The organism is Streptomyces sp. NBC_01352 (assembly GCF_036237295.1).
Taxonomy (GTDB): Bacteria; Actinomycetota; Actinomycetes; order Streptomycetales; family Streptomycetaceae; genus Streptomyces; species Streptomyces plumbiresistens.
This window is the reverse complement of the sequence record NZ_CP108354.1, coordinates 7,751,264-7,769,872: the sequence shown is the minus strand read 5'-3', so window position 1 is coordinate 7,769,872 and position 18,609 is coordinate 7,751,264. Positions and strand designations below refer to the sequence as shown.

17 protein-coding genes are annotated in these 18,609 nt (G+C 72.1%); 10 read left to right on the top strand and 7 right to left on the bottom strand.

The window, feature by feature from the left end; all coding sequences use genetic code 11:
* The first annotated feature begins 55 nt into the window (after nucleotides 1-55).
* The 7 genes from OG252_RS35855 (at nucleotide 56) to OG252_RS35825 (ending at nucleotide 7,524) form a co-directional block, all read left to right on the top strand.
* Nucleotides 56-1,066 carry a heme/hemin ABC transporter substrate-binding protein gene (locus OG252_RS35855; RefSeq protein WP_443068446.1) on the top strand — a complete coding sequence of 337 codons (1,011 nt, stop codon included), beginning with the start codon at nucleotides 56-58 and terminating at the stop codon, nucleotides 1,064-1,066.
* Nucleotides 1,063-2,148, top strand: a complete 1,086-nt coding sequence (locus OG252_RS35850; protein ID WP_266440469.1) for a FecCD family ABC transporter permease — start codon at nucleotides 1,063-1,065, stop codon at nucleotides 2,146-2,148. The genes OG252_RS35855 and OG252_RS35850 overlap by 4 nt, the downstream gene beginning before the upstream one ends.
* A gap of 127 nt (nucleotides 2,149-2,275) precedes the next feature.
* Nucleotides 2,276-3,097, top strand: a complete 822-nt coding sequence (locus tag OG252_RS35845) for a heme ABC transporter ATP-binding protein (protein ID WP_266440466.1) — start codon at nucleotides 2,276-2,278, stop codon at nucleotides 3,095-3,097.
* 188 nt (nucleotides 3,098-3,285) lie between these two features.
* Complete coding sequence (gene efeO / locus OG252_RS35840) at nucleotides 3,286-4,428, top strand: iron uptake system protein EfeO (RefSeq protein WP_266440463.1); 1,143 nt, start codon at nucleotides 3,286-3,288, stop codon at nucleotides 4,426-4,428.
* Between the two features lie 8 nt (nucleotides 4,429-4,436).
* Entirely contained in the window at nucleotides 4,437-5,690 is a 1,254-nt protein-coding gene (gene efeB, locus OG252_RS35835) for an iron uptake transporter deferrochelatase/peroxidase subunit (protein WP_329341399.1), read from the top strand.
* Nucleotides 5,691-5,693: 3 nt separating this feature from the next.
* Nucleotides 5,694-6,566 carry an iron uptake transporter permease EfeU gene (gene efeU, locus OG252_RS35830; RefSeq protein ID WP_266440458.1) on the top strand — a complete coding sequence of 291 codons (873 nt, stop codon included), beginning with the start codon at nucleotides 5,694-5,696 and terminating at the stop codon, nucleotides 6,564-6,566.
* Nucleotides 6,526-7,524: a hypothetical protein gene (locus OG252_RS35825; protein ID WP_329341395.1), complete on the top strand. Its 999-nt coding sequence runs from the start codon at nucleotides 6,526-6,528 to the stop codon at nucleotides 7,522-7,524. Before efeU ends, OG252_RS35825 begins: the two co-directional genes overlap by 41 nt.
* Nucleotides 7,525-7,539: 15 nt before the next feature.
* Here OG252_RS35825 and OG252_RS35820 read toward each other — a convergent pair whose 3' ends face one another.
* Nucleotides 7,540-8,274, bottom strand: coding sequence for a bifunctional DNA primase/polymerase (locus OG252_RS35820; protein WP_329341393.1), 735 nt, complete (start codon nucleotides 8,272-8,274; stop codon nucleotides 7,540-7,542).
* Between the two features lie 170 nt (nucleotides 8,275-8,444).
* Here OG252_RS35820 and OG252_RS35815 point away from each other — a divergent pair, with 170 nt between their 5' ends.
* Complete coding sequence (locus tag OG252_RS35815) at nucleotides 8,445-9,311, top strand: glycerophosphodiester phosphodiesterase (RefSeq protein ID WP_266440449.1); 867 nt, start codon at nucleotides 8,445-8,447, stop codon at nucleotides 9,309-9,311.
* On the opposite strand, the gene OG252_RS35810 is transcribed toward OG252_RS35815, so the two are convergent.
* The 4 genes from OG252_RS35810 to OG252_RS35795 form a co-directional block, all read right to left on the bottom strand.
* Nucleotides 9,281-9,901, bottom strand: a complete 621-nt coding sequence (locus tag OG252_RS35810; RefSeq protein ID WP_266440446.1) for a TetR/AcrR family transcriptional regulator — start codon at nucleotides 9,899-9,901, stop codon at nucleotides 9,281-9,283. The genes OG252_RS35815 and OG252_RS35810 overlap by 31 nt on opposite strands.
* A 247-nt stretch (nucleotides 9,902-10,148) precedes the next feature.
* Nucleotides 10,149-11,129 carry a small ribosomal subunit Rsm22 family protein gene (locus OG252_RS35805; RefSeq protein ID WP_329341389.1) on the bottom strand — a complete coding sequence of 327 codons (981 nt, stop codon included), beginning with the start codon at nucleotides 11,127-11,129 and terminating at the stop codon, nucleotides 10,149-10,151.
* A gap of 73 nt (nucleotides 11,130-11,202) precedes the next feature.
* Complete coding sequence (locus tag OG252_RS35800; protein WP_329341387.1) at nucleotides 11,203-12,375, bottom strand: serine hydrolase domain-containing protein; 1,173 nt, start codon at nucleotides 12,373-12,375, stop codon at nucleotides 11,203-11,205.
* Nucleotides 12,330-13,622, bottom strand: coding sequence for a multidrug effflux MFS transporter (locus OG252_RS35795; RefSeq protein ID WP_266440437.1), 1,293 nt, complete (start codon nucleotides 13,620-13,622; stop codon nucleotides 12,330-12,332). The genes OG252_RS35800 and OG252_RS35795 overlap by 46 nt, the downstream gene beginning before the upstream one ends.
* 117 nt (nucleotides 13,623-13,739) lie before the next feature.
* Between OG252_RS35795 and OG252_RS35790 the strand changes: the two genes are divergently transcribed.
* A complete protein-coding gene (locus OG252_RS35790) occupies nucleotides 13,740-14,765 on the top strand; it encodes a Gfo/Idh/MocA family protein (RefSeq protein WP_266440435.1) in 1,026 nt (341 codons plus the stop codon).
* Here the strand turns inward: OG252_RS35790 and OG252_RS35785 are convergent.
* Nucleotides 14,752-16,392: an alkaline phosphatase D family protein gene (locus OG252_RS35785; protein WP_329341384.1), complete on the bottom strand. Its 1,641-nt coding sequence runs from the start codon at nucleotides 16,390-16,392 to the stop codon at nucleotides 14,752-14,754. The genes OG252_RS35790 and OG252_RS35785 overlap by 14 nt on opposite strands.
* 146 nt (nucleotides 16,393-16,538) lie before the next feature.
* Here OG252_RS35785 and OG252_RS35780 point away from each other — a divergent pair, with 146 nt between their 5' ends.
* Complete coding sequence (locus OG252_RS35780) at nucleotides 16,539-17,321, top strand: SDR family oxidoreductase (RefSeq protein ID WP_329341383.1); 783 nt, start codon at nucleotides 16,539-16,541, stop codon at nucleotides 17,319-17,321.
* A 305-nt stretch (nucleotides 17,322-17,626) separates the two neighbouring features.
* Here OG252_RS35780 and OG252_RS35775 read toward each other — a convergent pair whose 3' ends face one another.
* Complete coding sequence (locus OG252_RS35775) at nucleotides 17,627-18,607, bottom strand: aldo/keto reductase (protein WP_329341381.1); 981 nt, start codon at nucleotides 18,605-18,607, stop codon at nucleotides 17,627-17,629.
* Between the last annotated feature and the right edge of the window lie 2 nt (nucleotides 18,608-18,609).

Genomic DNA, 18,609 nt, shown 5'->3' with positions numbered 1-18,609 from the left:
GAACACACAGGAGAAAGCGCACGTCAGCGGCGTGCGCGGAGAGGAACGGCCACCAGTGCGACGCTTGCGCACACGACTGGCGGGTGCACTGTTGGCGGTGCTCACCCTGACGACGGCGACGGCCTGCGGGGGCTCCACGGCGGCGGCCCCGGCGCGGAAGACGGCCGCCGCCGCGACCACCGCCAACCGGGTCGAACCCCTCGCGGACACCCCGACGCCGAGGCTCCCGGTCACGGTCCCGTCCGCCGACGGCAAGAAGGTGACGGTCGAGCGGGCCGAACGGATCGTGCCGCTCTCCGGCAGCCTCAGCGAGATCGTGTTCACCCTCGGGCTCGGTGACCGGGTCGTCGCCCGCGACATCACCGCCACCTTCCAGCAGGCGGCGAAGCTGCCCGTCGTCACCCGGAACCACGACGTCTCCGCGGAGAGCCTGCTCTCGCTCAAGCCCGACCTGGTGCTCGCCGAGACCACCACCGGCCCCGCGGAGGCCGTCGACCAGATCCGGGCCGCGGGCATCCCGATCGTCGTGGTGGACCCGGCACAGGACCTCGACGACGTCGGCCCGCGCATCCGGGCGGTGGCCGACGCGCTGGGCGTACCGGCGGCCGGCGAGGAGCTGACCGAGCGGTCCGAGCAGCGGATCGCCGCCGTACGCGAGGACGTTCCTCACGAGCGGGAGGAGCCCCGGGTCGCCTTCCTGTACCTGCGCGGCTCCGCGTCCGTGTACCTCATCGGCGGCCGGGGCTCCGGCGCCACCTCGCTGATCGAGGCGGCCGGGGCGCTCGACGCGGGGGCCGAGTCGGGGCTGGACAAGGACTTCACCGCCATCACCAGCGAGGCGCTCGTGAAGGCCGCGCCCGACGCGATTCTCGTCATGAGCAAGGGACTCGAGTCGGTCGGCGGCATCGACGGCCTTGTGGAGATCCCGGGGGTCGCCCAGACTCCGGCCGGGATGGACCGCCGGGTCGTGTCCGTCGAGGACGGTGTCCTGCTCACCTACGGGCCGCGCACCGACCAGGTGCTGAAGTCGGTCGTGGCGCAGCTCTACAAGGACGGTGGCGAATGACCGTACTGGACAAGGCGGTCGAACAGGCGCCCGCCGAGGCACCGCCGCGCGGACGGCGTTCCGCCGCCTGGCTGCTCACCGCCTCTCTGGTCGTCGCCCTGCTGGTGCTCGTGCCGGTCGCGGCCGGGATCGGCGCCTATCCGGTGCCAGTTGGGGACGTGCTCGCCTCCGTGCAGCACCGAGTCGGTCTCGGCGGTACGGAGTTGGACCGGGTCGCGGAGTCGGTGCTGTGGAACGTCCGCTTCCCGCGGATCGTGCTCGCGCTGCTCATCGGCGCCTCGCTGGGCTGCGCGGGCGCGCTGATGCAGGGCGTGTTCGGCAATCCGCTCGCCGAGCCGGGCGTCATCGGGATCTCCGCGGGCGCCGCGGTGGGTGCGGTCGCCGCGATCGCCCTCGGCCTCAGCTTCTTCGGTACGTGGACGGTGTCCGTCTGCGCCTTCGTCGCCGGACTCGCCACGGTGCTGCTCGTGTACGCGATGTCGCGCGAGGGCGGCCGTACGGAGGTCGTGACGCTGATCCTCACCGGGATCGCGCTGAACGCGTTCGCGGGCGCGGTGATCGGGCTGTTCCTGTTCTTCGCGGACGCCGCGGCCATCCAGCAGATCACCTTCTGGCAGCTCGGCTCGCTCGCGCAGGCGACCTGGCCGAAGGTGCTCGCGGTCCTGCCGTGCGCGGTGATCGGGCTGGTCGTCGCGCCGCTGTACAGCCGCCGGCTGGACCTGCTGGCGCTCGGTGAGCGGCCGGCCCGGCATCTGGGCGTGGACGTGGAGCGGATGCGGATCGCGCTCATCGTCGTCATCGCGCTGCTGACCGCGGCGGCCGTGAGCGTCGCGGGGATCATCAGCTTCGTCGGCCTCGTCGTGCCGCACCTGCTGCGGATGTCGGCCGGGCCCGGGCACCGGTTCCTGATCCCGGGCAGTGCCCTGCTCGGCGCGGTGGTGCTGCTCGCCGCCGACCTCGCGGCCCGTACGGTCGCCTCGCCGGCGGAGTTGCCGCTGGGTGTCCTGACCGCCCTGCTGGGCAGTCCGTTCTTCTTCTGGCTGCTGCGGAGGACTCGGCGCAGGCAGGGGGGATGGGCCTAGAGGTCGTCTGTCATCTGCAGGTGCGTGGGGGTTGGTCGCGCCCACGCGGCGGAGCCGCATATCGATACAGCCCCGCGCCCCTAGGTACGTCACCTCCACCGGCGATATCCCCTTAAGGACCCCTCCCATGAGACTCCTCCGCCCCCGTCCCGCACCTCCCGCCCCCGCCTCGCCCGGAGACGTCCTCGCCGAGGCCGAGGACCTCCATGTCCGCCTCGGCGCCCGGGACGTCCTCGACGGCGTCTCCGTGACGGTCCGCGCCGGCGAGGTGCTCGCTCTCGTCGGTCCCAACGGGGCCGGAAAGTCGACCCTGTTGGGCGCCCTGTCCGCCGATCTGCCGCCCACCGCAGGGGTCGTACGCATCCACGGCCGCCCGGCGTCGCAGTGGTCCGCACCCGAACTCGCCCTGCGCCGGGCGGTCCTCCCCCAGTCCGCCACGCTCTCCTTCCCCTTCAAGGTCGAGGAGGTCGTCCGGATGGGCCGCGCGCCCTGGGCCGCGCTCGGCATGGAGGACGACGACGCGGCCGTGGCCGAGGCGATGGCCGTGACCGAGGTGACCGCCTTCGCCGTACGGCCGTTCTCCGCGCTCAGCGGCGGCGAGCGGGCCCGGGTCGCGCTCGCCCGGGTGCTGGCCCAGCGCGCTCCCCTGCTGCTGCTCGACGAGCCGACCGCGGCCCTCGACCTCAAGCACCAGGAACTGGTGCTGCGGGTGTGCCGGGAGCGGGCCCGGGCCGGGGACGCGGTGGTGGTCGTGCTGCACGACCTGGGGCTCGCGGCGGCCTACGCGCACCGGGTCGCGGTCCTGCACGCCGGTCGGGTGGCCGCCGAGGGCGCGCCGGCCGAGGTGTTCTCCGACCGGCTGCTGACGGAGGTCTACGACCAGCCGGTCGAAGTGCTCCCGCATCCGCGCACGGGAGAGATCCTGGTGAGCCCACGCCGGGATGCTTGACCGGTACTTGACCCTCCCGTGGGGTCCGTTTTGGGCCGCCGTGACCGGGGCGTGCTCATACAGCGTCTATGAGAGCTGAATCACCGCATGGACAGGTATCGCACCGGAAAAGCTTCGGTACGTTAGGCGAGCCTCACCTTATGTGAGGCTCGTCACGCGTCTTTTTCAGCCATTACCTGGAGCCCTTCATGCGAGCCGTCAGATTCTCCGCTCTCACCGCCGTCGCCACCGCGGCGGCGCTGACCGCCGTCACGGGCTGCACCGAGAAGGGCGGTTCCGGGAGCGGCGACCGGGTCGTCAACGTGACGGCGACGGACGACAAGTGCGAGGTCTCCACCAACGAGTTCCCGGCCGGGCACGTCGAACTCGCCATCGAGAACAAGGGCTCCAAGGTCACCGAGGTCTACATCCTCTTCCCGGACGACCGGATCGTCACCGAGCGCGAGAACATCGGCCCCGGCACCAAGCAGCGGGTCACCGCTGAAGTGAAGGCCGGCGACTACCAGATCGCCTGCAAGCCCGGCATGGTGGGCGACGGCATACGCCAGGACGTCAAGGCCACCGGCGGCACGGTGGCCAAGCGCGACCCGCGCCTCGACAAGGCCGTCGCCTCCTACCGCGCGTACGTGCAGGCGCAGGCCGACGAGACGCTGCCGCTCGCCGAGACCTTCGCCAAGGCGGTCAAGGACGGCGACCTGGAAGCCGCCAAGAAGGCCTACGCGCCCTCCCGCATCGGCTGGGAGCGCACCGAGCCGGTCGCCGAGTCCTTCGGTGACATCGACCCGAAGGTCGACGTCCGCGCGGACGGCCTGGAGGACGGCCAGGAGTTCACCGGCTGGCACCGCCTGGAGAAGGCCCTCTGGGAGGACAAGAAGATCGGCGCCGCGGAGAAGACCCTCGCCGACCAGCTGATCACCGACCTCAAGGACTGGCAGAAGCGGGTCGGCAAGGCCGACATCACCCCGACCTCCATGGCCAACGGCGCCAAGGAACTCCTCGACGAGGTCGCCACCGGCAAGGTCACCGGCGAGGAGGAGCGCTACTCGCACACCGACCTCGTCGACTTCAAGGCGAACGTCGAGGGCGCGGAGAAGTCGTACGAGCTGCTGAAGCCGGTCGCCGGGGAGAACGACGCCGCCCTGGTCACCGAGCTGGACAAGCAGTTCGCCGCGCTGAACACGCTGCTCGACAAGTACCGGGCGGACACGTCGTCGTACGACTTCACCTCGTACGACAAGGTCGGCGACGCCGACCGCAAGGAGCTGTCGGACGGCGTCAACGCGCTCGCGGAGCCGCTGTCCAAGCTCGCCGCCGCCGTCGTCGTGAAGTAGGGACACTCATGACGGACAACTCCGCAGAAGCCGCCGCTCCGTCCCGGCGTGCGCTGATCGGCTGGGGCGGTGCCGGGCTCGCGCTCGGTGCCGTCGCGGCCGGCGGCACGGTCGCGATGGCCACCGCCGGCGACGATGCCGACCAGGCCGGCGCCGAGACGGGCGCGGCGATCGCCTTCCACGGCGACCATCAGGCGGGCGTCTCGACGCCCGTGCAGGACAGGCTGCACTTCGCCGCGTTCGACGTGACGACCGACGACCGTGCCGCGTTCGTGCAGATGCTGAAGGACTGGACCGAGGCCGCACGGAAGATGACCGCCGGGCACGCGGTCGGCGAGGGCGCGTACGGCGGTCTCGCCGAGGCCCCGCCGGACGACACCGGCGAGGCGCTGGGGCTGAAGCCGTCGCGGCTGACGCTGACGATCGGCTTCGGGCCGTCGCTGTTCGGGAAGTTCGGGCTCCAGGACCAGCGGCCGGAGGCGCTGATCGACCTGCCCAAGTTCGCCGGCGACAACCTCGACAAGAACCGCAGCGGCGGCGACCTGTGCATCCAGGCGTGCGCGGACGACCCGCAGGTCGCCGTGCACGCGATCCGCAACCTCGCCCGGATCGGCTTCGGCAAGGTCGTCATCCGCTGGTCGCAGCTCGGCTTCGGCAAGACCTCCTCCACCACGCCCGAGGCGCAGACGCCTCGCAACCTGATGGGCTTCAAGGACGGCACCCGCAACATCGCGGGCACGGAGACCGACCGCCTGAAGAAGTTCGTGTGGGTGGACGAGAAGGACGGACCCGACTGGATGGCCGGCGGCTCCTACCTCGTCGCCCGCCGCATCCGCATGCACATCGAGACCTGGGACCGCACCTCGCTCCAGGAGCAGGAGGACATCTTCGGCCGCGACAAGGGCGAGGGCGCCCCGGTCGGCAAGGCCAAGGAGCGCGACGAGCCGTTCCTGAAGGCGATGCTGCCCGACGCGCACGTGCGGCTCGCGCACCCCGACTCCAACCAGGGGGCGACGATCCTGCGCCGCGGCTACTCCTTCACCGACGGCACCGACGGTCTCGGCCGCCTCGACGCGGGCCTGTTCTTCCTGGCCTACCAGCGGGACGTCCGCGAGGGCTTCGTCCGGATCCAGCGCAACCTGGCCAAGGACACCCTCAACGAGTACATCCAGCACGTGGGTTCCGCGGTGTTCGCGGTCCCGCCCGGCGTCCGCGGCACGGACGACTGGTGGGGCAGCACCCTGCTGACCGAGGAGGCCTGAGCCGTGTTCTCCAACTACCTGATCGGCCTGCGCGAGGGCCTGGAAGCCAGCCTCGTCGTCTGCATCCTCATCGCCTACCTGGTCAAGACGGACCGCCGGGACGCGCTGAAGCCCATCTGGATCGGCATCGGCGTCGCGGTCGCCCTCGCGCTCGGCTTCGGCTCCGCGCTCGAATTCGGCTCCCAGGAGCTGACGTTCGAGGCGCAGGAGGCACTCGGCGGCACGCTGTCGATCCTCGCGGTGGGCCTGGTGACGTGGATGGTCTTCTGGATGCGGCGCACGGCCCGGCACCTGAAGTCCGAGCTGCACGGCAAGCTGGACGCCGCCCTGCAGATGGGCACCGGCGCCCTGGTCGCCACCGCCTTCCTCGCGGTCGGCCGGGAGGGCCTGGAAACCGCTCTGTTCGTGTGGGCGTCGGTGCACGCGGCGAGCGACGGCACCCCGCGCCCGCTGGTCGGCGTCGGCCTGGGCATCGCCACGGCGGTGTTCCTGGGCTGGCTGTTCTACCGGGGCGCGGTGCGCATCAACCTCGCCAAGTTCTTCACCTGGACCGGCGGCATGCTGGTCGTGGTGGCCGCGGGCGTGCTGGCGTACGGCGTCCACGACCTCCAGGAGGCCGACCTGGTCCCGGGCCTGACGAACAAGGCCTTCGACATCAGCGGCACCATCCCGCCGGACAGTTGGTACGGCACCCTCCTCAAGGGCGTCCTCAACTTCCAGCCCGACCCGACGGTCCTCCAGGTCACGGTGTGGCTGCTGTACTTGATCCCGACGCTCGCGCTTTTTCTCGCCCCGGTAGGGTTCGCCTCCGGGAAGGGGAAGGTGAAGGAACCTGATGAGCCTGGATCGCGGCCCTCGAAGGCTCCGCAGTCTTGACCGGAGCGCACTGATAGCAGCCTCGATGACCGCTTTGTCGTTGACGGCGAGCGGATGCATGGTGGTGCACGGCGAGCGGGAGGTGCTCCCCGCGGCGACCCGGGCGGAGGCCGCCAAGGCGCTCGAGCAGTTCACGAACGCGTACAACAAGGCCGACGAGGCGTACGACAGTTCCCTGGACGCCGACTTCGTCACCGGCGCCCTGGAGGACATCGACCGGGCCCGCCTGAAGGCGGGCGCGGTGAACAACCCGGACGGCAATCCGGCGTACGCCCCGCTGAAGCTGACGGACGCGAAGTACACGATCCCGAAGAAGGCGGGCTGGCCGCGCTGGTTCATGGCCGACGCGGCCGGCAACAAGGGCGGCACCTCGCGCTGGCTGCTGGTGTTCACGCGGGGCGGCCTCGACCAGCCGTGGCAGGTGGCGTACCTGACGCTGGTGGCGCCCGGCAAGGTGCCGGAGTTCAAGACGGACGCGGACGGCTTCGCCGAGGCCGTGCCGGTGAACTCGACCGAACTGGCCGTCGCCCCCGAGGACTTGGGCAAGAACTACACGTCCTACCTCGAGAACGGCGACGGGGACACCTTCGCGGACGGCGCGCACACCAGCCTGTGGCGTGCGCAGCGCCAGAAGGACGCCAAGAAGCCGGGTCTCGCCACGCAGTACATCGACGAGCCGCTGGCCAGTGGCGACTACGCGCCGCTGGCGCTGCGCACGTCCGACGGCGGGGCGCTGGTGTTCTTCACCACGCACCACTTCGTGAAGCAGACGGCCGCCCAGGGTGCCGCGATCCCCGACCCGGGGCAGGGCGCGCTCGCCCTGACGACCGGGGAGATCAAGCAGTCGCTCACCATGGAGTTCGTCTCCAACGAGGTGGCCCTGGACCCGGCGAAGGGTTCGGGCGAGGTGAACGTGCTGGGGCGGATCCAGGGACTGACGTCGGCGCAGGGGTCGTAGAACGGCCGGTGCGCCTCAGCGGCGCGAGGGCCAGGCCGCGTTCGCGTGGTCGGGCTCCTCGCCGATGTAGCGGGCGCAGGCGTCGGTGAGGACTTCCAGGAGGGTCAGCGGGTCGGGCAGCGGGTGCTCGAGGCCGCGGACCCAGTGCACGGACTGGTTGTCACCGGGGAGCCGGGCGGGCGGGACGAGGACGTAGGAGCCGCGGCAGTGCCAGCGCAGGCCCGGGTGCTCGTCCATCGTCTCGGGGTGGCAGTCCAGCTCGCACGGCCACCACTCGTCCTCGTCCTCGGGGGTGCCGCGGGTGAGGGTGAAGAACAGCAGGCGGCCGTCGTCGCTCTCGGCGACCGGGCCGACCTCGATGCCGGCGTCGAGCAGCCGCTCCAGGGCTTCCCGGCCCACCTCCAGCGGCACGTCGAGGACGTCGTGCACCATGCCGGTCGCGGTGATGAAGTTGGCCTGCGGCTGGTGCCGGGCCCAGCGCTCGATCTGGCCGCGGTCGGTGGTCGACTGGGTCTGCCAGGCGAACGACAGCGGGTGCCGGGCCGGGGTGGGACAGCCGACGCGGTCGCAGGAACAGCGGAAGTCCGCGGTGGGATACGCGGCGGGCGCCAGCGGCAGCCCCACTCCGGCGGCGGCTAGCAGCAGGGCCTCGCGACCGTCGTCGCCGACGGCCTCCTTCGGGCGGCGTCCTCGCAGCCACTGGGAGATTTTGCCCTGCCGGCCGGTGCGACCGCCGAACTCCGCGCTCATCTATCCCCTCGCCTCGCTGTCGTGCGGAACAGCATGCCCCATGGTCCCACCTTCCTGGACTCCGGGGGGCCGGAGGAGACAACAGGGATGGGTGGGGCGAGGCGGGTCCGTCCCAGGGATCGAGTGTCATTGCACCCTTTGTTGTGATTTACCCCCCTACCGTGGTCGCCATGGTCACATGGATCACGTTGACCGGTCTGGCCTCCGCGGCGTCCGTGCTCTCGCTGACGCTGACGGGGCCGACGAACCCGCTGGAGTGGGGTGCCGGGCCGCTGACCGTGGACTCCTTGCCGCGCGTGACGTACGTCGCCCATCGCGGCGGTGCCCGCGAGGTGCCCGAGAACAGCATGTCGGGGCTGATGGCCGCCTACCGGCGCGGTACGGCACAGGTGCTGGACCTCGACACGCAGATGCTGGGCGACGGCACGCTCGTCGTGCTGCACGATCCGACCCTGAACCGGACGACGTTCCTCGGCGGCGCGGTGCGCGGGATGAACGTGCGCGAGTGGCAGGGGGTACGGCTGCGGCCGCGAGCCTCGCTGCCCGGCAGCTGGCGGTCCGAGCGGCCGCCGACGGTGGCCGAGGTCCTGGACCGCTTCGGCGGGCGGATCGTGCTGATGCTGGAGGCGAAGGACCCGCACAGCCTGGGCCGGCTGGCCGGGCTGATCCGCGCCCGGGGCCTGGCCCGCTCGGTCTTCGTCAACTCCAACGACCCCGAGGTGGCCCGGCGGGCCCATCGCCTGGGCCTGCTCGCCCAGCTGTGGCGCTCGGCGGAACAACTGCGCCGGGACCGCCCCGAGCACTGGCGGTCCTACGTCGATCTGCTCGACGTCGACCACCGGGCGCGGGACGCCGACCTCCTGCGGGCGGTGCGCTCCGGCATCCCGCGGGTGTGGGCCCACACCGTGCTCACGCCCGCCGAACGGGACCGGGCGCTGGCGCTGGGCTGCGACGGGATCATCACGGACGCGCCGGGGAGGCTCGCGCGGCACCCCGCGCGGGCGGCTCAGCGGGGTGCGATGCCGTTGAGGGCGTAGTCGACGAGGGTGTCGGTGTACTCGTAGGAGATCGGGCCGGTGTACTGGAGCCAGCGCTGGGCCAGGGGTGAGACGAAGAGTTCCAGGGCGATGCGCGGGTCGACGTCCCGGCGGACCTGGCCGGCGTCCTGCGCCGAGCGCAGCCTCTCGACGTACAGCTGGAGCGAGGGTTCGAGGAGCCTGGTCAGGAAGGCGCGGCCGAGCTGTTCGTTGACCACGCCCTCGGCGGCCAGGGCGCGGGACGGGGCCTCGAAGCGGGGGTTCTTCAGTTCGTCGACGGTCGCCCGCAGGACGGTCTTGAGGTCGGCCGCGAGGTCGCCGGTGTCCGGGAAGGCATACGGATCCCCGCCTGCCGTCGCCTCCTGCGCCGCCTGTTCGCTCAGATCGAGGAAGGCGTCCATCAACACCTCCGCCTTCGACGACCACCACCGGTAGATCGTCTGCTTGCCGACGCCTGCGCGGGCGGCGATGCCCTCGATGGTGGTCTTGGGGTAGCCGACCTCGACGACGAGCGCGATGGCGGCGTCGTAGATGGCACGGCGGGACTTCTCGCTGCGGCGAGCGGTGTCGGGGGCGGGCTTCTTGACCATGGGGCGACGGTAGCAGGGGGGGTGAGACGGGCCGTCTCGCGGCAGGCTTTCCTCGCCCCCGCCGCCCCTACCCGTCCCGTCCCTGGGGGCTCCGCCCCCAGACCCCCGCTTCGGCCCGAAGGGCCTCGTCCTCAAACGCCGGACGGGCTGAAATTCAGCCCCTCCGGCGTTTGAGGAGCGGGGGTTTGGGGGCGGAGCCCCCAAGGTCGGGAACGGGAAGGGGCGGCGGGGGCGAGAAAACTCGGCGTCACGGGGGCCAGGGGTCGCCCCAGTCCGCGTCTCGGGCCGCCTTGTACAGGTCGCCGTGGCGTTTGGTGATCGTACGGCGGGTCAGGTGCTGGTCGGGCTCGCACAGGTCGAGGAGCACCTGCCCCTTGCGGATCTGGGGGCGCCGGACGACCCGGGAGGGCGCCGGGGTGACCGGGAGCCGGGTGGCCGCCACGTAGGCGAACTTCTCGTCCTCGTAGGGGAGGGAGCCGCCCTTGACCTGGCGGTGCAGGGAGGACCGGCTGACCCGGGCCGAGAAGTGGCACCAGTCCTCGCCCGGCACGATGGGGCAGGCGCCGCTGTGCGGACAGGGCGCGGCGACCTGGAACCCGGCGGCGATCAGACGGTCGCGGGCCTCGATGACACGGGCGTAGCCGCCCGGGGTGCCGGCCTCGACGATCACGACGGCCTGGGCGGCGGTCGCGGCGGCGTCGACGAGGGCGGCACGGTCGGGTTCGGTGAGCTCGTTGAGGACGTACGACACGGTCACGAGGTCGGTGCTGTCGAGGGTGAGCGCCGAGCCGATGCGGGCACGCCGCCAGTTCGCGTCCCGCAGCGCCGGGTTGGCGGCGGCGACCTCGCGGCCGAGGGCGAGGGCGGGTTCGGCCCAGTCGAGGACGGTGACGGGGCGCTCGCCGGGCCAGGTCGCGGTGACGGCCCAGGTCGCGGCGCCGGTGCCACCGCCGACGTCGATGTGGCTGCCGGGTGCCCAGTCCGGGACGGCCTGCGCGAACGCCTCCAGTGCCGCGTGCACCGCTTCGAAGGTCGCGGGCATCCGGTAGGCGGCGTAGGCGGCCACGTCGGCGCGGTCGCGGAGGATGGGGGCGTCGGTGGGGGTGGCGCCCCGGTAGGTGGCGATCAGCCGGTCGACCGCCTGCGCGGCCTGCCGGGGCGGGAGGCCGTCGAGCAGGTCGGCGAGGGCGGTGCGGAGGGCGTCCGCCGGGGGTACGGGGTCGTTCACCCGGCGATTCTACGAGTGCTCGGCGTGGGTGCGGGCCCTGCCGGGGGCTCCGCCCCGGGACCCCGCTCCCCCGTCACATCCCCCGCACCGCCCTCGCCACCCGCGTCCCCGCCGCCGCCCGCGGTCTGCTGTCCGGTACGCGTCTTCGGGGGTGCACCGTGTTCGCCAACAGGACCAGGAACGTGTCCGTCGCCTGGTCCAGGACCAGCGAGGTGCCCGTGAAGCCGGTGTGGCCGGCCGCTCCGCGCCCCGCGAGTTCCCCCATGAACCACGGCTGGTCGAGGGCGAAGCCCAGGCCCGGTGGGGTCATGAGCAGCTCGACGAAGTCGGGGCCGAGGATGCGGGCGGGGCCGTACGCGCCGCCCGCCAGCAGCGCGCGGCAGAAGACCGCGAGGTCCCGGCCGGTGGAGAACAGGCCGGCGTGGCCGGCCACGCCGCCCAGGGCCCAGGCGTTCTCGTCGTGGACCACGCCGCGCAGCATGCCCCGGTCCGCCTTGGCCCAGGGCCGCTTCTGGTACTCGGTGGCCGCCGCCCCGGGACACGGGCCGAAGCAGGTCGCCGTCATGCCCAGCGGCCGGGTGATGCCGTCGTGGACGAGGACGTCGAGGGTGCGGCCGGTGATGCGTTCCAGGACGTGCTGGAGGAGGAGCAGGTTCAGGTCCGAGTACGTGTAGGTGCCGGGCACGCCGATCGGGGGCTCGGCCCGCAGCATCGCCAGGCGTTCCGCGTCGTCGGCGCGGTCGTACAGCGGGAGTTCGGGCCGCAGGCCGGAGGTGTGGGTGAGCAGCTCTCGTACGGTGATGCCGTGTTCGGCGGCCGCCCGGAAGTCCGGGAGGTACGCGCCGACCCGCGCGTCGATGCCGAGCGTGCCCCGTTCGATCTGCTGCACGGCGGCGACCGAGGTGAACAGCTTGGTGAGGGAGGCCAGGTCGAAGGGGGTGTCGACGGTCATCGGGACGCGTGCGTCGGGCGGCAGTTCCACGCCCAGGTCGCTTCCGGGGTCGTAGGAGGCGTACCGGACGGCCCAGCCCGCGGCCTCCTCGACGGCGATCACGGGACCGCGCCCGGCGACCACGACGGCGCCCGCCGCCCAGGGGCGCTCGCCCTCGGTGAGGTCGCGGACCTGCTGGACGAGCTGTCGGAGTTCCTCGGCGTCGAGCCCGGCCCGCTCCGGGGTGTCGCTGCGCAGTCTCGGTGCGCTCAGCTTTCCTCCTCCGCTCTCGCACGCGTGTTCCAAGGACGGCACATTCCCACGAAACAGCCCAGTGCCACCACTGCGGCCGCCAGTTGGACGACGGCCATCGGGACGGCGGTGCGCTCCCCGGCGATGCCGACGAGCGGGGAGGCGATCGCTCCGATGAGGAAGGAGGAGGTGCCGAGCAGGGCGGACGCGGAGCCGGCGGCGTGCTTGACGCGCATCAGGGCGAGCGCCTGGGTGTTGGGGAGGGTGATGCCCATCGCCGACATCAGGACGAACAGCGCGGCGGCCACGGGGGCGAGGCCGACCTCGCCGAACACGCCCAGAGCCATCAGCAGCAGGGCGGCCGACGCGAGGATGACGATCACGAGGCCGACCGCCAGCACCCGGTCCAGGCTGACCCGTCCGACCAGCACCTTGCCGTTGATCTGGCCGACGATCACCAGGCCGACCGAATTCACCCCGAACAGCAGGCTGAAGGTCTGCGGGGAGGCGCCGTAGATCTCCTGGATCACGAACGGCGAGGCCGCGATGTAGGCGAAGAGGGCCGCGAAGGAGAAGCCGCCCGTGAGCATGTAGCCGGAGAAGCCGCGGTCGGCGAGCAGGCCGCGCATCGCGCGCAGCGCCTCGCCGACGCCTCCGGAGTGGCGTTCGGCGGGCGCGAGGGTCTCGGGGAGTTTCGTCCACACGACCACGGCCAGCAGCGCTCCGACGACCGTCAGGACGACGAACACGCCCCGCCAGTCCGTCACCCGCAGGATCTGTCCGCCGATGAGCGGCGCGACGATCGGGGCGACGCCGGAGATCAGCATCAGGGTGGAGAAGAAGCGGGCCATGGCCATGCCGTCGTGCAGGTCGCGTACGACGGCCCGCGCGATGACTATCCCGGCCGCGCCCGCGAGGCCCTGCGCCAGCCGGAAGACGACCAGGAGCTCAACGGTGGGCGCGAGCGCGCACAGGGCGGTGGCGACGACGTAGACGGCGAGGCCGGCGAGCAGCGGGCGCCGGCGGCCCCAGCGGTCGCTCATCGGGCCGACCACCAGCTGCCCGAGCGCCATGCCGAGGAGGCAGGCGGTGAGGGTGAGCTGGACGGTCGCGGCGGGCGCGTTCAGGGACCTGGTGACCTCCGGGAGGGCGGGGAGGTACATGTCCATCGCCAGCGGGGGCGTGGCGGTGAGGCCGCCGAGGATGAGCGTGACGAGCAGGCCGGTGCGGCGCAGCGCGCGGGCGGCCGGTTCCCTGGTCGGTTCGGCCGCCCGCGACACGTCCGGTGTCGTTGCCCCGTGCTCGGGCATGTGCCCCTCCCTCTCCGAGTACTGCACTCTCCCGGGGGGAACCCCCGGACCCCCGGCCACCTATGCTCTCAGCTCGTACAGAGTGCCGAGGGTCACGTGAGCGAGGGTGGGGCCGGGATGACGAGGGAGCAGAGCGTGCGCTGGGGGATTCTGGCGACGGGCGGGATCGCGGCGGCGTTCACCGCGGACCTGGTGGACCTGCCGGACGCGGAGGTGGTGGCGGTGGCCTCGCGGACCGAGGCGTCCGCGAAGGCGTTCGCGGACCGGTTCGGGATCCCCCGGGCGTACGGCGGCTGGGAGGCGCTCGCCCAGGACGAGGACATCGATGTCGTGTACGTCGCCACCCCGCACTCGGCGCACCGGGCGGCCGCCGGCCTGTGCCTTACGGCCGGGCGGAACGTGCTGTGCGAGAAGGCGTTCACGCTGAACGCGCGCGAGGCCGAGGAGCTGGTCGCGCTGGCGAGGGAGCGCGGGAGCTTCCTGATGGAGGCCATGTGGATGTACTGCAACCCGCTGATCCGGCGCCTCGTCGACCTGGTGCGGGACGGCGCGATCGGCGAAGTGCGCACGGTGCACGCCGACTTCGGGCTCGCCGGCCCCTTCCCTCCCAGTCACCGGCTGCGTGACCCGGCCCAGGGCGGCGGCGCGCTGCTCGACCTCGGCGTCTACCCGGTGTCGTTCGCGCACCTGCTGCTCGGCGAGCCCTCGGACATCGCGGCGCGCGCGACCCTGTCGGAGGAGGGCGTCGACCTCCAGACGGGCGCGCTGCTCTCCTGGGACAGCGGCGCGATCGCCTCGGTGCACTGCTCCCTCGTCGGCGGTACGGCCACCACGGCGTCCGTCACCGGCACCCTGGGCCGCATCGACATCCCGTACGGCTTCTTCCACACCGACCGTTTCGTCCTGCACCGCGACGGCCGCGAACCGCAGGAGTTCACGGCCGACCCGGCGGACGGGCCCCGGGGCAGCCTCCGGCACGAGGCCCGCGAGGTCATGCGCGCCCTGCGGGCCGGCGAGACCGAGTCCCCGCTCGTCCCGCTCGACGGCACCCTGGCCGTGATGCGGACGCTCGACGCGATACGGGAACGCGTCGGCGTCCGCTATCCGGGAGAGGACCTCGCGGCCGGGCTCACGCCGGCTTGAGCCCCTGGTCCCCCACCTCCGTCACGAAGGACGCGGCCGTCGCGATCGGGGCCCCTGGCCTGGTCACGTACGGCACGCTCCGGAAGTCGGCCCGGGCCTGCTCGCGGCCCAGCTCGACGGTCACGTAGCCGCGCAGCCCGTTGTAGAACTTCATGTGCGGGTTGGCCCGGGTGTAGGTGTCCCAGGTCGCGGGCTTGTCGGCGCCGTCCCGGCCGCTGGAGATCGACGATCCGACGATCTCGGTGCCGAGGGTGCGGGAGGCCGGGTAGTCGAAGTCGTCCTTGATGTCGTAGGCGTACGCGACGTGCACGTCACCGGTGAGGACCATCAGGTTGTCGATGCCGGCCGCCTTGGCGCCGTCGAGGATGCGGCGGCGGGAGGCCCGGTAGCCGTCCCAGGCGTCCATCGACAGCCGTGCCGGGTCGGTGAGGTCGAGCTTGCGCTGCGAGAAGTTCACCTGCTGCGGTACGACGTTCCACAGGGCCCGTGAGTCGCGCCAGCCGTTGAGCAGCCACCGCTCCTGGGTCTCGCCGGTCATGGTGCGCGCCGGGTCGTCGATCTCCGGGCCGGGCAGGTCCAGGCCGTCGCCGTAGGCCTGGTCGGAGCGGTACTGGCGGGTGTCGAGGACGTCGAACTGGGCGAGCCGGCCCCAGTGCAGGCGGCGGTAGAGCTGCATGTCCGGTCCCGCGGGCCGCTGCGGGCTGCGCAGCGGCTGGTTCTCCCAGTAGGCGCGGTAGGCGGCGGCGCGGCGCAGCAGGAACTCCTCCGGCGGGACGCTGTTCTCGGGGGTCTCGTCGGCGTAGTTGTTCTCGGTCTCGTGGTCGTCCCAGGTGACGACGAAGGGGTGCGCGGCGTGCACGGCCATCAGGTCCGGGTCGGACTTGTAGAGGGCGTAGCGCAGGCGGTAGTCCTCCAGGGTCACCGTCTCGCGGTTGAACACCGCCGGGAGCGTGCGGTCGGTGTAGTTCCGGTAGCCGCCCACCGAGTTGACCGCGTACTCGTACAGGTAGTCGCCGAGGTGGAAGACCACGTCGACGTCCTCGGTGGCGAGATGGCCGTACGGCGTGAAGTAGCCGTCGGTGTACGCCTGGCAGGAGACCGCGGCGAAGGTGAGTGCCGAGGTGCGGTCGAAGGCGGCCGGCGCGGTGCGGGTGCGGCCGGTCGGGCTGATCCAACTGCCCGTGCGGAAGCGGTAGTAGAAGACGCGGCCGGAGTCGAGATGGCCGATCTCGGCGTGCACGGTGTGGTGGAACTCGGGGTGGGCGATGACCGTGCCGCGTCTGGCGATCCGGCGGAATCGCTCGTCGTACGCCAACTCCCAGTGGACCAGGACGCGTTCGGCCGGGAGGCCGCCGTCGGGCTGGAACGGGACGGGGGCCAGGCGGGTCCACAGGAGCACGGAGCCGGGCTGCGGGTCGCCGGACGCGACGCCGAGGGTGAAGGGGTTCTCGGTGATCTTCGCGGCGTCGAGCTCGGCGGCGCTCGCCGCGCCGGCGGCCGGCAGGTTCACGGAGAAGGCGAGCGCGGCGGCGGCGCCGGTGACGGTCAGGAAGCGGCGGCGGCCGATGTGCCGGGCGGCTGCGCGCAGTTCGGGGGCGTGCTGTGACGGGCGGGTGTCGAGTGTCATCCGGTCCTCCCCTGACAGATGGATGCAAGAGGCAATTGGAGTGGCCGGGAGCGACAGCTTCTTGGCACGTACACAACACTCAGATGGCGGACGGATGAGTTCCGCATGGCGGACCCCGCCGGAGGCCTCCCGTACGCTGCGGGCCCATGAATGCCATGCAAACTGCGAAAGTTTCGAGGATCGCGGTGGTGACCGGCGCGGGCTCCGGCATCGGCCGCGCGGTCGCCGTGGAGCTGCTCCGCGCGGGCTGGTCGGTGGCGCTGGCCGGCCGGCGAACGGAGACTCTGGAGGCGACGGCGGCGGCGTTGGCGCCCGGAGGCACCGGGGGTGCCTCGATCGTCGTACGCACCGACGTGTCGCGGCCCGAGGACGTGGCCGCGTTGTTCGCCGCCACCACGGACCGCTTCGGGCGCGTCGACCTGTTGTTCAACAACGCCGGGACATTCGGTCCGGGTGGGGTGCCCGTGGAGGAACTGCCGTACGACGCCTGGCGGCACGTGGTGGACACCAACCTCAACGGGGCGTTCCTGTGCGCGCAGGCGGCGTACCGGCAGATGAAGGAGCAGGACCCGCAGGGCGGACGGATCATCAACAACGGGTCCATCTCGGCGCACACGCCAAGGCCGCACTCGGTCGCCTACACCGCGACCAAGCACGCGCTGACGGGGCTCACCAAGTCCCTGTCCCTGGACGGGCGGCCGCACCGCATCGCCGTCGGGCAGATCGACATCGGCAACGCGGCGACCGACATGACCGAGCGGATGCAGACCGGGGCGCTTCAGGCCAACGGGGAGACCGCTCCCGAACCGGTGATGGACGTCGCCGATGTGGCGCGGACCGTGCGGCACATGGCGGAGCTGCCGCTGGAGGCGAACGTGCAGTTCGCGACGGTACTGGCGACGGCGATGCCGTACGTGGGGCGCGGCTGAGCCGCCGGCTCAGGCAGCCACGTACTCAACTTGCACAAGCGGAATGGAACCCTCCGGTGCATTCGGGCCGATAGCGGGCTTATGCTCTTCACCTCCTCCACAAGAGCTTCACACTTGGAGGAGAGGGCTTCCGCCGACCACACCCGAGGGGGGAGGCGGCAGCCGTTCCATCGCACCGGGTGGGGGTGGACTCCGCGCGGGACCGCGGAGTACGCACCGGTGCGGTGGAACGGCTGCCGTGTACGTCGGCTCCGGCGCCGGGCGCCGACCCTCACGCACCCCTGACCGCACCCCGGACCGGACGCTCAGCGCCCGAGGATCCGGTCCACCTCGGCCATCTGCCCGGCGGTGAGCGGGCCCTTCTCGATCGCGCCCGCGTTCTGCTCCGCCTGCGCGACCGAACGGAACCCGGGGATCGGGATCGTGCGCGGGCTGCGCGCCCACAGCCAGGCGAGGGCACCCTGGGCGGGCGTACGGCCGCCGCTGGTGAGGATCTCCTTCAACGCGTCGACGCGGGCCACCCAGTCGGAAGCCGCACCGGCCCCTTCCTCGAATCCCTGCAGCCACTCCGGCGGACGGCTGCGGATGTCCCCGGCCTCCAGGGCCCCTCGGCGTTTCCCCGTCAGCAACCCCATGGCGAGCGGGCTGCGGTTGATGCTCGCCAGGTCCGACGCCTCGCACAGGGCCAGCATGTCGGGCGCGTCCTGCAACACGTTGACCGCGTGCTGTACGGCCGCACAGTGCTCCCCCTCCGCGAAGACGGCGGCGCGGGCCGGGTCGTCGGTGCTCCAGGCGTAGGCCCGGACGAGACCCTCGCGCACGAACTCCTCGCAGGTGTCGCGCAGTTCGGCCGCGCGCTCCGGGTCGGCGTCCGAGAGGTGCAGCTGGTAGAGGTCGATGTGGTCGGTGCCGAGGCGCTTCAGGGATGCCGTCAGCGCGCGGCGGGCGTAGGCCGGGGTGTCGTCGCCGCCGGTGAGTGTGCGGGTCTCCTCGTCGAAGACGTTGCCCCACTTGGTGGCGAGGACCACGTCGTCCCGGCGCTTGCCGAGGGCGCGGCCGACGACGCGTTCGCTGTGCCCGGCCCCGTAGGTGTCCGCGGTGTCGAAGAAGGTGACGCCCAGATCGACGGCGCGCCGGATCGCCCGGACGGACTCCTCGTCGTCGACCTTGCCCCAGCCGAGCGGCTGTCCGGCGGTGTCCTGCCACTCACCGCCGATCGCCCAGCAGCCGAAGCCGAGGGCGCTGACCTCTATGCCGGTGCGGCCCAGTGTGCGTGTGATCTCCATGC

Bases quoted from the DNA above. Each gene is read 5' to 3' on its own strand.
- OG252_RS35850 (WP_266440469.1), top strand. From the start codon at position 1,063: ATGACCGTACTGGACAAGGCGGTCGAACAGGCGCCCGCCGAGGCACCG.
- OG252_RS35845 (WP_266440466.1), top strand. From the start codon at position 2,276: ATGAGACTCCTCCGCCCCCGTCCCGCACCTCCCGCCCCCGCCTCGCCC.
- efeO (WP_266440463.1), top strand. From the start codon at position 3,286: ATGCGAGCCGTCAGATTCTCCGCTCTCACCGCCGTCGCCACCGCGGCG.
- efeB (WP_329341399.1), top strand. From the start codon at position 4,437: ATGACGGACAACTCCGCAGAAGCCGCCGCTCCGTCCCGGCGTGCGCTG.
- OG252_RS35825 (WP_329341395.1), top strand. From the start codon at position 6,526: ATGAGCCTGGATCGCGGCCCTCGAAGGCTCCGCAGTCTTGACCGGAGC.
- OG252_RS35820 (WP_329341393.1), bottom strand. From the start codon at position 8,274: ATGAGCGCGGAGTTCGGCGGTCGCACCGGCCGGCAGGGCAAAATCTCC.
- OG252_RS35815 (WP_266440449.1), top strand. From the start codon at position 8,445: ATGGTCACATGGATCACGTTGACCGGTCTGGCCTCCGCGGCGTCCGTG.
- OG252_RS35810 (WP_266440446.1), bottom strand. From the start codon at position 9,901: ATGGTCAAGAAGCCCGCCCCCGACACCGCTCGCCGCAGCGAGAAGTCC.
- OG252_RS35795 (WP_266440437.1), bottom strand. From the start codon at position 13,622: ATGCCCGAGCACGGGGCAACGACACCGGACGTGTCGCGGGCGGCCGAA.
- OG252_RS35790 (WP_266440435.1), top strand. From the start codon at position 13,740: ATGACGAGGGAGCAGAGCGTGCGCTGGGGGATTCTGGCGACGGGCGGG.
- OG252_RS35785 (WP_329341384.1), bottom strand. From the start codon at position 16,392: ATGACACTCGACACCCGCCCGTCACAGCACGCCCCCGAACTGCGCGCA.
- OG252_RS35780 (WP_329341383.1), top strand. From the start codon at position 16,539: ATGAATGCCATGCAAACTGCGAAAGTTTCGAGGATCGCGGTGGTGACC.
- OG252_RS35775 (WP_329341381.1), bottom strand. From the start codon at position 18,607: ATGGAGATCACACGCACACTGGGCCGCACCGGCATAGAGGTCAGCGCC.